This is a genomic window from Shewanella sp. SM95 (genome assembly GCF_025653595.1).
In the GTDB taxonomy this organism is placed as follows: domain Bacteria; phylum Pseudomonadota; class Gammaproteobacteria; order Enterobacterales; family Shewanellaceae; genus Shewanella; species Shewanella oncorhynchi.
In genome coordinates this window covers 41311-54547 of the sequence record NZ_JAKKSE010000024.1, presented here as the reverse complement: position 1 = coordinate 54547, position 13237 = coordinate 41311, and the positions used below count along the sequence as shown (strand labels likewise).

Here is a 13237-nt window from a genome sequence, read left to right as displayed (position 1 = left end):
TTTATTGCCTCTTACGCGTACTGTGGATTGATCTTGTCAGCGTCGATACCATATTCTTTAATGGCTTTTGCTAACACATCGACAGGCAGCTCTTTGCGATCAACCAGTGATTTCAGTGCCGCAATAACGATAAACTTAGCGTCCACTTCAAAGTGGTGACGCAGATTCTCGCGGCTGTCTGAACGACCGAAACCGTCAGTACCTAACACTTTGTAATCGGTAGGAATATAAGCACGTAACTGTTCGCCGTAAATCTTCATATAGTCAGTCGCGACGATTGCAGGTGCATCACTTGAAATCACTTGGCTGATATACGATTGTTTTGGCGTTTCGGTTGGGTGCAGCATGTTCCAACGCTCAGCGGCTTGACCATCACGGGTCAATTCGTTAAAGCTGGTCACACTGAATACGTCGGCAGTAATACCAAAGTCTTTCGCCAGTGCTTGCGCCGCTTTACGGGTTTGTTCAAGGATAGTGCCACAGCTCATTAACTGAACTTTGCCTTTACCTGAACCCGCAACCGTTTCTAACTTGTAGATACCTTTCACTATGCCCACTTCCGCACCTTCTGGCATGGCTGGTTGCTCATAGTTTTCGTTCATTGTGGTCAAGTAATAGAAGATATCTTCTTGATTTTCGCCGTACATACGACGGATACCATCTTGTACCACAACGGCGATTTCGTAGCCGTAGGTTGGATCGTAAGTAATACAGTTAGGGATAGTGTTCGCCAATACGTGGCTATGACCATCTTGATGCTGTAAACCTTCGCCGTTAAGCGTTGTACGACCTGAAGTGCCACCGACTAAGAAACCACGAGCACGCATATCACCCGCAGCCCAAGCCATGTCGCCAATACGTTGGAAACCGAACATTGAGTAGTAGATGTAGAACGGGATCATAGGTGTATCGTTGACTGAGTAGCTCGTCGCTGCTGATACCCATGAAGACATAGCGCCGAGTTCGTTAATCCCTTCTTGCAATACTTGGCCGGTTTTATCTTCACGGTAGTAAGCAACTTGGTCAGAATCCTGCGGAATATATTTTTGGCCTTCGTGAGCATAAATACCCACTTGACGGAACAAACCTTCCATACCGAAAGTACGAGCTTCGTCAGGAATAATTGGCACAATATTTTTGCCAATTTTCTTGTCTTTCAGCAGAGCTGTCAGAACACGAACGAATGCCATAGTCGATGAAATTTCACGGCCGTTAGAGCCCTGCAAAATCGAATCGAAAATCTTCAGTGACGGCACTTCCATCTCTTCGGTGAACTTTTGACGACGTTGTGGCACGCTACCATGCAGCGCTTCACGACGGCTCATCATGTACTTCACTTCTTCAGAATCTGGACCTGGATGATAGAAAGGCAGATCTTCTAACTGGTCATCTGGGATCGGAATATTGAAACGATCGCGGAAGTAACGGATAGACTCGATACCCATTTTCTTCACGTTGTGAGCGATGTTTTTACCTTCACCCGCATCACCTAAGCCATAACCTTTTACGGTTTTAGCTAAAATCACCGTTGGGCGACCTTTGGTTTTTTGTGCGTGATCTAAGGCAGCGTACACTTTCACAGGATCATGACCGCCACGGTTTAAGCGCCAAATGTCATCATCTGACATGTTAGCAACCATTTCGGCCGTTTCAGGATACTTACCAAAGAAGTGTTCGCGAGTATAAGCGCCACCTTTGGCTTTACAGTTTTGGTATTCACCGTCAACGGTTTCTTCCATTAACTGCAGTAACTTACCGCTAGTGTCACGGGCCAATAATGGATCCCAGTAACGACCCCAAATGACTTTAACCACTTCCCAGCCTGCGCCGCGGAATTCGCCTTCAAGTTCTTGGATTATCTTACCGTTACCACGTACAGGACCATCAAGACGCTGTAAGTTACAGTTAACGATGAAGACTAAGTTATCTAATTCTTCACGAGCCGCTAAACCAATCGCACCTAAAGCTTCTGGCTCGTCACACTCACCGTCACCTAAGAAACAGTAAACGGTTTGTGCTGAACAATCTTTCAGACCACGGTCAGTCAGATATTTCAGGAAACGCGCCTGATAAATCGCTTGGATAGGACCTAAGCCCATAGAAACTGTTGGGAATTGCCAGTAATCCGGCATCAGTTTTGGATGTGGGTATGAAGACAGACCCTTGCCATCCACTTCTTGACGGAAGTTCGCCAGTTGGTCTTCGCTTAAACGACCTTCTAAGAATGAACGCGCATAAATACCAGGGGCGATATGGCCTTGGAAATACACTAAATCGCCACCATCTTTTTCATTGGGTGCGCGGAAGAAGTGGTTAAAACATACGTCATAAATAGTCGCGCTTGAGGCGAAGCTTGAAATATGGCCGCCTAATTCTAAATCTTTCTTAGAACCACGAAGCACCATAGCTAAAGCGTTCCAACGGATGATGGCGCGAATGCGACGTTCCATCTCTTGGTTGCCAGGCATGTGCGGCTCTTGACCCGCAGGGATAGTGTTCAGGTAAGCCGTTGTGGCGTTATAAGGCAAGTGAGTGCCATTACGACGCGCTTTATCGATCAGCTTTTCTAGTAAAAAATGCGCGCGCTCTGGGCCTTCCTGTTCCAACACGGCTTGCAGGGCATCAACCCATTCCTGAGTCTCTAACGGATCTACGTCTTGTAGCATATCTTCAGACATGACACTGTCCTTCTCTATATACATGATAATGAATGGTGTTTGCGGCATATTCCGATTTAGCTGGCAGCTAAATCACAGAACTTAAGCGCCACTCTTTAAACGGCGCAAGCTTCGCTGCAACCGGCTATCTTCTTCCCGCACAGATAACATCACCTCTTCGATGTAACTTAAGTGTTCATTCGAGGCTTCTCTGGCGGCGTCGGGATCACGACGAACGATGGCAGCGAGCAAGGCCCGTCTGTGATCGTTAGCCATAGTAGAAGCTTCTTCGCGGCGGCTTAAAAGCTCCAGGTTTTGCGCCACATTTTGATGCAGCACAGGGGTTAAACTAAGAACGAGGTGTAACATAGCCACGTTATGTGACGCTTCCGCCACAGCACGATAAAAACGCACAATCGCAGCAGCTTTTTGTTCGATATCGGTGGCGGCTTCCACCTCGAGAATCATACGCTTGATATTTTGCATATCGGCGTCGGTACCACGCAGGGCCGCAAAATAGGCCATCATGCCTTCGGTGGCATGGCGGAACTCCAGTAAGTCGTACTGACTCTCTGGATCTGAATTCATCAGTTCAACAATAGGATCGGCAAGGGTCTGCCAGAGTTGTTCTTTGACATAAGTACCACCGCCTTGGCGGCGCATTAACAGTCCTTTTGCCTCAAGCTTTTGAATAGCTTCACGCAAAGAAGGTCGAGACACTTCAAACTGGATCGCCAGTTCGCGTTCAGGCGGTAACTTCTGACCGGGCTGTAAACTACCCTCTAAGATCATTTGCTCTAATTGCGCCATGATCACGTCAGAAATTTTTGGCTGATTAATTTTACTATAGGCCATCAGGCGCTCAGCTCCGTTGTAAATTGGTCTTACCAATTTTTTTGAGTGAGCGCACTTTATCAAATCAGCGTTTTGATGTCCAGATTGAAGATCACTCCTTAAAAGCGATCTCGATCAAAAGCACCCACGAAGAGAGAGCATAGCGGAAAAAAATGTTTATGGGGTCAGACCATTTGACAAAAGCACGGACTGCGCCCCACTAGGCGCTGCCAAAAGCGCAGCGGATAGATCCTAGGCTCTAGATTCTAGACTAGAAGGAGCACTGCGACGCCCTAGCAGCGAAGCGTTCTCGATTCTAGCTACGAAGCATCCTTCTTTTAACTCACCAATCCAAAAATGGTCAGTAATGAAAGTATTGCAACAATAAGTGTAAAGTTACGTTTACTGAGCACTAATAATGCTAAGGTTGATTGTACACATATAGGTGCACTTGCGACCTCTGGTAAAGGTTGTGCCGCTAATGCCGTTTCAGCAACCACAGTGCGAGCGGTCGCATTTAAGGTCAACCCATTACGGCGCCACGCCGCTAAACCTTCACTAAATTGACCACTTAAGGCATAACCAAAGGCGAAAATCCGGCTCGGTAACCAATCCAGTAGCGTAATCACTTCGTTGACTAAGGGTAGCTCTAGGGATTTACGGGCATTCTCTTCGGCATAAAAACGTACAGTGCAATACAGTACAGCACCGACTGGACCTAAAAAAATGAAAAACAACGCCACGGCACCATAATAACGATAGTTAATCCAAGCAACACTTTGACCCACTTTGGCACCAAGGTCTTTCTCGGATACAGCATCTAAACACTCACTACAATCGAGTTCGGCGGCATAATGGTAACAAGCTTGGACATCTGAGCGACAAGCCGCTTGCATATATTTTTTGAAAATATCACGCTGTTTCTGATGGTTAAAACAAACCACTGCCACAACAATCCATAGGGCTAAACTTAATAAGCCCCAAAACATTCCCGCCACTAACCAAGATAAAACATATACCAACAAGGCTGGCAGCACTAACGCCAACGCCATCATCACGCTTGTCAGTGACGCTTTATCACCAAAAAATGTTGTCTGATAAGATTGCAGTAAACGATCAAATTGCCATGATGAAGGAAGAAATTTAAGTCGCTCCACTAAAATGGCGACCAAGAGTGAAAATAATGCCATGGGCTGTACCTCTATAATTTGTCCATAAATAGTCTAGGTTTATATGAAATACGTCTAAAATCCAAAAAGTTAAGTGATTAACTAAGAGCGCAACGCCTAAGTATATTCCTTTAACTTGCCTAAATATCCTTCCCAATCAAAACTTTGCCCGGGGTCCGTTTTCCGCATTGGCGCAATATCACAATGACCCACAATCCGTTCAATACTCAGCAATGGATATTCTACCAGTAGGGCTTGTGTTAACTCGATAAGTGACTGATATTGCCTAGGAGTGTAAGACTCAGTATCTGTGCCTTCCAGTTCAATACCAATGGAAAAATCATTACAATTCTCTCTCTCGCCATAACGAGACACCCCAGCATGCCAAGCCCTGTCATTACAGCTTACATATTGGACACGCTCGCCATGGCGGCGGATCAAAAAGTGCGCCGACACTTGCAACCCCTGCAACGGTGCAAAGCTGGAATCGGCATTAGTATCTAAACACCCTTGAAATAATTGATCAATGTAAGGTAATCCAAAGCAGCCTGCGGGCAGACTAATATTGTGGATCACTAACAAACTCACTTCATTCAAGGGACGTTGATTAAAATGTGGCGACTCACAACGCCTCGCACTATCACACCAACCCGAATCAAACCGCATTATGAGCTTATCCTCTATGCCACATATTACTGCTTACTCTAACAGTATTCCTCCAAGCAAAGAAGAAACCCTGCGCACGGAACTTACTGACTGAGCTATCTTTTAACATTGAGATCATGGAGCAAACCATCCACTATCAATTTAAATAAGGCTGCAGCTTACTCCTTTTGCTCAATCTTCCAACCTGTTCCGTGAGACCTAAGGCCGTGGTAATCTTAACCTAAAATGCAAGTAGGCCGTAATGCAAGGACTCCGCTTATGTTAGAAAACGATATCCGCCAATCAGTAAAATCAGCCCTCAGTGAAGACTTAGGTGGCACCGAAATCAACGATCAAACCAAAGCCATCGCTTATGGCGACATCACAGCAATGTTGATCCCCGCCGATAAGTACGCTGAAGCCACTTTAATCACCCGTGAAGAAGGCGTTTTTTGTGGTAAAGCATGGGCAGAGCAGGTTTTTAACCAACTCGGTGGTGAAGTCGCACTGCATTGGCATGTGGATGATGGCGATCTAGTATTACCCAACCAGCTATTATGTGAATTATCAGGTCCTGCGCGCGCTATTCTCACTGGCGAACGCACGGCAATGAACTTTATCCAAACACTTTCTGGTGTTGCCACCTTAACCAAACATTATGTCGATAAACTGGCGGGGACTCACACTCGTTTGTTAGATACTCGCAAGACAATTCCAGGCCTACGCACGGCACAAAAATATGCCGTCACCTGCGGTGGCGGAAAAAACCATCGTATTGGTTTATATGATGCTTTTTTGATTAAAGAAAACCACATTATGGCCTGTGGCGGTATTCGCCAAGCCGTAGATACCGCCCGCAGCTTGTACCCGAATAAACCCGTTGAAGTCGAAGTGGAGTCACTCGAAGAGCTCGCCTTAGCACTCGACTCTGGCACAGATATCATAATGTTAGATAACTTCGACATCACTAAGATGGTCGAAGCCGTAGAGATGAATAACCAGTACCTAGCTAAAGGCGCCGGCGCTAAGCTTGAAGTCTCTGGCAATGTAACCTTAGATACCTTAGCCGAATTTGCCAAAACAGGGGTGGACTATATCTCAGTTGGCGCACTCACTAAGCATGTTCGCGCCTTAGATTTATCACTCAGATTAAAAGCTTAAAACCGCTAGATGTTAAATGGCAGTGGAATGTTCTCGCAAAGTACCGTAAGCACATTCCACTCATAAAATATTAAGGCGAAGTGCATTTGTTTTGTAGGGCTCCTGCAAACCAAATGCAAAATCACGCCTGCACTATCATACTCAGCATTCACCCTCACGAAGCACCCAACCCGCCACCATTTCATGTCACCAATTTGACGACATAGAGAGACACGCCAGCTAAACTGATATTGTCAAAAAGTTGTTATAACCTAACATGTCGATAAGTTAGCCTTTTATACAAAAACAACACTTTATTAGTACTTTATACTTAATTTTTGTTTCCTTTTACCTAACTTTGTACTAACTTTTACCAAGGCGAGATGGCCGTTTGGTCAACCTCACCTAAGGTCAGCACTGGGATTCTTTTTAAAATTGCCTAGTTCACGTTTTTTGAGAGGCATATTTTTGAAAACGTTAGCCTAAGGTGCGGTTGCCGAAACAATTTATTCAAACAAGCGCTAACCCAGCATTAACTTAGTGCTAATTTAGCGCTAATTTAGTAAAGCAGGCTTGGATAAATCAGCATGAGTCATTACACATGGGTCATTCAAGATCATCGGTGTACTGTTAATGTTACATAGATCATATAAATGATTTTATTGACATAAATGAGTAATAAAGTTTGATGAGATAAAACAATTTATAGAGTAAAACAGCGGTTAGGTTAAACACTCTATTCAACCACAGTAAGTCACTAAATAGTTAGCTGGAGAGAAAAATGAAGGCCATGAATTTAAACAAAGCATTAAATAAAAAAGCTCAGGGTTTTACTCTGATCGAGTTAATGATTGTAGTAGCCATTATCGGTATTTTGGCTGCGATTGCACTGCCCGCTTATAAAGATTATGTGACTTCAGCCCAAGGAAGCGCTGCGATGAAAGGCGTAACGGCTTTTGCGCAAAAAATACAGGCTTGCATTCAAACAGATATAGGTTGCACAACACTCAAAGCTGAAGTAAATCAGAACGCAAAATTTACTGATATCGGTGATGTTACAGTAAATAATGGTATTACTTTAATATGGACTGAAAGTAAATGTGTCCTCACTGCAACTTTTGATGCTACTGGTGGGGTTGGATTTGCTATGGCGGCTGGGGCATCTGCGGCAACTGATGACTTAGCTTTATGTAAGAAGGGGGCAGGACTACCAGCAGCTTAATTTAAATAAATTATCAAAATATTAGAGGCTAGATATTAGCCTCTTTCAATTTAAATTATACCTCGAGAAAAAATTCGGAATGCCCACTACAGGCTTGCATTTAGGTTTATCTACCCTGTTTATTCGTAAGGGCCTGCTAAATGAAGAGCAGATGGCTAATGCCATCACAAAATCCCGTCAGAATAAACATGCCCTTGTTAGCACTTTAGTTCAAAGCAAGCTTGTCTCTGCCCGTGCAATAGCAGAGCTTTGCTACGAAGAGTACGGAACTCCACTACTCGATCTCAATGAGTTTGATCTTGCATCCATACCAGAAGATTTTCTCAATAAAAAACTGATTGAAAAACACCGCTGCTTACCACTATTTAAACGGGGAAATCGCCTCTATATAGGCACATCAGATCCGACTAATATTGCCGCTCTTGAGGACTTTCAATTCAGTGCGGGCTTGCACGCTGAAGCGATTCTAGTTGAAGAAGATAAACTAGCCAAAGCACTGGAGAAAATTCTCGAAGTAGATATTAGCGGCCTAGATTTAGGCGGCATGGATGAAGCGGCACTAAGCGCCATAGAAATAGCAGATACAGATAAGCGAAGCGATGAACCGGCAGGTGAAGCCAGTGACGATGCGCCTATTGTTATCTATATCAATAAAATTCTAACCGATGCCATTCGTAAAGGAGCCTCGGATTTACACTTTGAACCCTATGAGAAGCGCTACCGCATTCGTTTTCGCATCGACGGTATTTTACACGAAGTCTCTGAACCCCCTATAAGCCTTGCAGGTCGTTTATCAGCGCGCCTAAAAGTAATGTCGAAACTTGATATTGCCGAACGCCGCGTGCCGCAAGACGGCCGAATCAAGATGAAACTTTCCCGCACTAAGTCCATCGACTTTCGGGTCAGCACTCTACCGACCTTATGGGGCGAAAAAATTGTAATGCGGATCTTGGATTCTTCCTCCGCACAATTGGGCATTGAAAAGCTCGGCTACGAGCCCGACCAAGAAAAACTTTACCTTGAGATGTTAGCAAAACCCCAAGGGATGATTTTAGTGACCGGCCCAACAGGCTCAGGAAAAACCGTCTCCCTCTATACAGGGTTAAATATTCTCAATACTGAAGAGCGCAATATATCAACTGCCGAAGATCCGGTAGAAATAAACCTTGAGGGTGTAAACCAAGTCCACATTAATTTAAAAGCTGGTCTCACTTTCGCCTCAGCTTTACGCTCATTCCTGCGCCAAGACCCCGATGTAGTGATGGTGGGTGAAATTCGCGACCTTGAAACCGCCGAAATTGCCATTAAAGCCGCACAAACTGGCCACTTAGTATTATCGACCTTACACACGAACTCGGCCGCCGAAACCTTGACCCGTTTAATCAATATGGGCGTGCCAGGTTATAACATCGCCAGCTCAGTTAACCTGATTATTGCCCAGCGTTTGGCGCGTCGACTTTGCCCCGAATGTAAGCAAGCTGAAATCATCCCTGAGCATGAACTATTACGTTTAGGTTTTTCTCAAACACAAATTACCCACGGCTTTACTACCTTTAAACCTGTAGGCTGTGAACATTGCTCTGCAGGCTACAAAGGCAGGGTTGGTATTTACGAAGTGATGAAGATGTCCGATGAAATAGCGCGTACTATCATGGAAGGCGGTAACTCCTTACAAATCGCCTCCCAAGCTAAAGCGCAAGGGATGCGTGATTTACGTCAATCTGGATTATTGAAAGTGATTCACGGCGTAACTAGTATTGCAGAAGTCAATCGCGTAACCAGTTTTGGCTAAATCCAATCTTTTATATCTAAAATTTAGGCAATACCGTATTACTACTCGTATATTTGAATCTTAGAGTCCAAACTATTTCGCAAGCACAGCGTTCAGTTAACTAGAAATCTAGAACGATTTATTTACAGGGATAATTTATGGCTACGGCAACGACAACAAGAAAGTCTCGAACTAAAAAAGCCGAGCAAAAAAGCCAGCCCAAAATCTATACCTTTGAATGGAAAGGCGTTAACCGCGACGGCAAAAAAACGGCAGGTGAGCTTAGAGGTGCAACCGCAGCCGAAATCCGTAGCCAGCTTAAATCACAAGGAGTAAACCCTAAGAGCGTTCGTAAGCAGTCCTCTCCGCTATTTAAGTTAGGTGAAGCCAATATCACCCCTATGGATATAGCAATGATGACCCGTCAAGTCGCGACTATGTTGGCGGCAGGCGTTCCTTTGGTAACGACATTTGAACTACTCGGCCGTGGCCATGAAAAAGCTAAAATGCGGGAATTACTGGGTACTATTTTAACCGAAATTCAATCGGGTATTCCCTTATCCGATGCTATGCGCCCCCATAGACGTTACTTCGACGAACTATATGTTGACTTAGTCGCCGCGGGTGAGCATTCAGGTTCACTCGATTTGGTTTTCGATCGAGTCGCAACCTACAGAGAAAAAACGGAAGCGCTCAAATCAAAAATTAAGAAGGCCATGTTTTATCCTGCTGCAGTTGTAATTGTCGCTATTTTAGTTACGGTTTTGTTACTTCTTTTTGTGGTGCCACAGTTTGAAGATATTTTTAAAGGCTTTGGTGCAGAACTGCCCGCCTTTACGCAACTGGTACTGCATATTTCCCGCGGCTTACAATCTTCTTGGTATATCTTTTTAGCTGCCATTGTCGGCGGTGTATTTTTATTTGTACGGGCGCACCGAAACTCGCAAATTTTACGGGATAGAGTCGATGAAGCCGTGCTTAAAATCCCAGCCATTGGACCGATTTTACACAAAGGCGCCATGGCACGTTTCGCCCGCACCTTAGCGACCACCTTTGCCGCAGGTGTGCCGTTAATTGATGGCTTAGAGTCCGCCGCTGGCGCATCGGGTAATGCGGTCTATCGCAAAGCCATTTTAAAGATTCGCCAAGAGGTGATGGCGGGAATGCAGATGAATGTCGCGATGCAAACCACTGGGCTGTTCCCTGATATGTTAGTGCAAATGGTAATGATAGGTGAAGAATCCGGCTCATTAGATAACATGCTCAATAAAGTCTCAACCATCTATGAAATGCAGGTCGACGATGCAGTTGATGGCTTATCAAGCCTGATAGAACCTATTATGATGGTGGTTATCGGTACTGTTGTGGGTGGTTTGATTGTTGCCATGTATTTACCTATCTTCCAGATGGGTAATATTGTTGGCGGCTAGTTATTACGCCTCACTTCCACAAATAATATATAAGAAATTGAATGACTGAATTTATCTCTCTTTTGGGCCACTCTTTTGATCAGAGTCCTTGGCTCTTTATTACGCTAAGCTTTATTTTTGCCGCTACCATAGGCAGTTTTTTAAATGTGGTGATCCACAGATTTCCTGTGATGATGAAGCGGGAATGGCAGCAAGAATGTAATCAGTATTTACAGGAGTACCACGCTGAGATAGTCACACAAATCGGTATTGATAAACTCAATAAACCTATAGATAGCTTCCCCGAAAAATATAATATTGTGGTGCCGGGCTCTGCTTGCCCTAAGTGCAAAACGGCGATTAAACCTTGGCATAATTTACCTGTATTCGGCTGGTTAATGCTCAAGGGAAAATGCGCCGCCTGTCACGCCCCCATTTCCGCCCGCTACCCAATAATTGAATTCATCACAGGACTACTTGTTGCGACTTTAGCGTGGCACTTTGGTCCAAGCTGGCAATTTTTCTTTGCGAGCATACTGACATTTGTACTTGTCGCACTTACTGGTATCGATCTTGATGAGATGCTGCTCCCCGACCAAATGACGTTACCGTTACTTTGGCTCGGCTTGATCATCAATCTAAATCATACCTTTGCGAGTCCAACCGATGCCATTATCGGTGCGGCAGCTGGCTATTTAAGCTTGTGGTCCATTTTTTGGCTATTTAAGATCCTCACAGGCAAGGAAGGCATGGGCTATGGGGACTTTAAACTGCTCGCCGTTTTCGGTGCTTGGCTCGGCTGGCAAATGCTGCCGCTGGTGATTTTACTTTCGTCCCTCGTTGGCGCAGTGGTTGGCATCGCCATGATTGTCAGTAAACGCCTCAAACAAGGTAATCCCATCCCATTTGGGCCTTATATTTCTGCCGCAGGCTGGATAGCTTTGCTATTTGGACAACAGATTGTTGATTGGTATCTATCAACACTGTAAAAGCTCGCAAACTAAGCACTGAGTTATCCGGAGTATGTTATGTCAAAGTTTATCGTTGGCCTTACTGGTGGCATTGGTAGCGGTAAAACGACTGTTGCCAATTTATTCGCCGCAGAAGGCATTACCTTAGTCGACGCCGATATCGTTGCCCGCGACGTTGTCGCTCAGGGTTCAAAAGGACTTGAGGCCATCGTTAACCATTTTGGGCCTGAGATATTAACACCTGAGGATGAACTCGATCGCGCCAAACTGCGGCAACGGATATTTAGCCACCCTGAAGAACGTGAATGGTTAAACCAGCTATTGCACCCCATGATCCGCCAAGAAATGCTAGCGCAGGTAGAAAAAGCAACCTCGACCTATGTAATTATGGTCGTGCCCTTGCTATTTGAGAACGGGTTAGATAGGTTAGTCAATCGGACTTTAGTGGTGGATATTTCGCCTGAGTTGCAAATCAGCCGCACCATAAAAAGGGACAATGTTGATGCATCTCAAGTAAATAACATCATTAACAGCCAATTGAGCCGCAGCGAAAAACTCGCCCGAGCCGACGACATTATTGATAATCAGGGAGAGATATCAACCTTAAAACGAGAGGTGCTAGCATTGCACCAACGCTATTTACAACTATCTGGTACTCATAACGCCCATGACTGAATTAGTTTACGAACAGCCCCTAAACGAGAAAATTCGCAGCTACTTGCGGCTCGAATACCTCGATAAACAGCTGCAAAGTAACCTAAGCAATGACCACCAACATAGATGTTTTTATCCGCTGTTTTCCCTCTGTGAATTGTCTGAACGCTGCGATTATCGCAATGAAGTATTAAAAGATATTGAGCGGCACTTGCTGCAACTGAACAAATGGCAAGAATTAGATCACGTCGACCACCAGCAAATCAATATCTATATCAACGCCCTCACCCAAGCCCGCGAACCGTTACAAAAGCCTGAACGCTTCGGCAGCCAATTAAAACAAGACAAATTTATTTCCGCACTAAGACAACGCTTTGGCATGCCAGGTGCTTGCTGTAACTTCGACCTACCACAACTGCATTATTGGCTATCTAAACCTTGGGAAGAAAAACAGCACGATTATCGCTCTTGGATAGCGCATTTCGAACCTTTACTTACCCCGATCACGTTACTACTTCAACTCACCCGCAGTACAGCCCATTACGACAATGCCGTTGCCCATGCTGGCTTTTATCAAGGTGACAGTGCCCAAGCACTTGCTTTGGTAAGGGTTAAAGTCGATGCATCCCACGGGTGTTATCCTACGATTAGCGGCCATAAAAACCGTTTCGCTATCCATTTTGTGCAGTTTGAACAACAACGCCACTCCGACCGTTCAATTGATTTCTTACTGGCTACCTGTGCATGAAGCCTTTACACTAATGG

The 13237-nt window shown here is 44.9% G+C and carries 11 protein-coding genes; 7 read left to right on the top strand and 4 right to left on the bottom strand.

The genetic code is table 11. The annotated features are described in order from the left end of the window. Nucleotides 1-11: 11 nt before the first annotated feature. From aceE to ampD, 4 genes are all read right to left on the bottom strand, one after another. On the bottom strand, nucleotides 12-2678 hold the full coding sequence (aceE, locus tag L5M29_RS19910) for a pyruvate dehydrogenase (acetyl-transferring), homodimeric type (protein ID WP_263164575.1): 2667 nt from the start codon (nucleotides 2676-2678) through the stop codon (nucleotides 12-14). Nucleotides 2679-2759: 81 nt separating this feature from the next. Beyond that, nucleotides 2760-3512: a pyruvate dehydrogenase complex transcriptional repressor PdhR gene (pdhR, locus tag L5M29_RS19905; protein ID WP_105250401.1), complete on the bottom strand. Its 753-nt coding sequence runs from the start codon at nucleotides 3510-3512 to the stop codon at nucleotides 2760-2762. Between the two features lie 317 nt (nucleotides 3513-3829). After that, nucleotides 3830-4681, bottom strand: coding sequence for a beta-lactamase regulator AmpE (ampE, locus tag L5M29_RS19900; RefSeq protein ID WP_263169634.1), 852 nt, complete (start codon nucleotides 4679-4681; stop codon nucleotides 3830-3832). 96 nt (nucleotides 4682-4777) lie between these two features. Further along, a complete protein-coding gene (gene ampD, locus L5M29_RS19895; RefSeq protein ID WP_263169631.1) occupies nucleotides 4778-5326 on the bottom strand; it encodes a 1,6-anhydro-N-acetylmuramyl-L-alanine amidase AmpD in 549 nt (182 codons plus the stop codon). Between the two features lie 258 nt (nucleotides 5327-5584). Here ampD and nadC point away from each other — a divergent pair, with 258 nt between their 5' ends. The 7 genes from nadC (at nucleotide 5585) to zapD (ending at nucleotide 13220) form a co-directional block, all read left to right on the top strand. Beyond that, entirely contained in the window at nucleotides 5585-6466 is an 882-nt protein-coding gene (gene nadC / locus L5M29_RS19890) for a carboxylating nicotinate-nucleotide diphosphorylase (RefSeq protein WP_263164579.1), read from the top strand. 760 nt (nucleotides 6467-7226) lie between these two features. Continuing rightward, a complete protein-coding gene (locus L5M29_RS19885; RefSeq protein WP_317633258.1) occupies nucleotides 7227-7667 on the top strand; it encodes a prepilin-type N-terminal cleavage/methylation domain-containing protein in 441 nt (146 codons plus the stop codon). A 79-nt stretch (nucleotides 7668-7746) separates the two neighbouring features. Continuing rightward, nucleotides 7747-9459, top strand: a complete 1713-nt coding sequence (pilB, locus tag L5M29_RS19880) for a type IV-A pilus assembly ATPase PilB (protein WP_263169630.1) — start codon at nucleotides 7747-7749, stop codon at nucleotides 9457-9459. A 137-nt stretch (nucleotides 9460-9596) separates the two neighbouring features. Further along, nucleotides 9597-10868, top strand: coding sequence for a type II secretion system F family protein (locus tag L5M29_RS19875; protein ID WP_198573096.1), 1272 nt, complete (start codon nucleotides 9597-9599; stop codon nucleotides 10866-10868). 41 nt (nucleotides 10869-10909) lie between these two features. Beyond that, nucleotides 10910-11836, top strand: coding sequence for a prepilin peptidase (locus tag L5M29_RS19870; protein WP_263169629.1), 927 nt, complete (start codon nucleotides 10910-10912; stop codon nucleotides 11834-11836). A gap of 39 nt (nucleotides 11837-11875) precedes the next feature. Next, nucleotides 11876-12493 (top strand): dephospho-CoA kinase, encoded by a 618-nt coding sequence (gene coaE, locus L5M29_RS19865; RefSeq protein ID WP_263169628.1) that lies wholly within the window; start codon nucleotides 11876-11878, stop codon nucleotides 12491-12493. After that, nucleotides 12486-13220, top strand: a complete 735-nt coding sequence (gene zapD, locus L5M29_RS19860; RefSeq protein ID WP_173247868.1) for a cell division protein ZapD — start codon at nucleotides 12486-12488, stop codon at nucleotides 13218-13220. Before coaE ends, zapD begins: the two co-directional genes overlap by 8 nt. The last annotated feature ends 17 nt before the right edge of the window (nucleotides 13221-13237 follow it).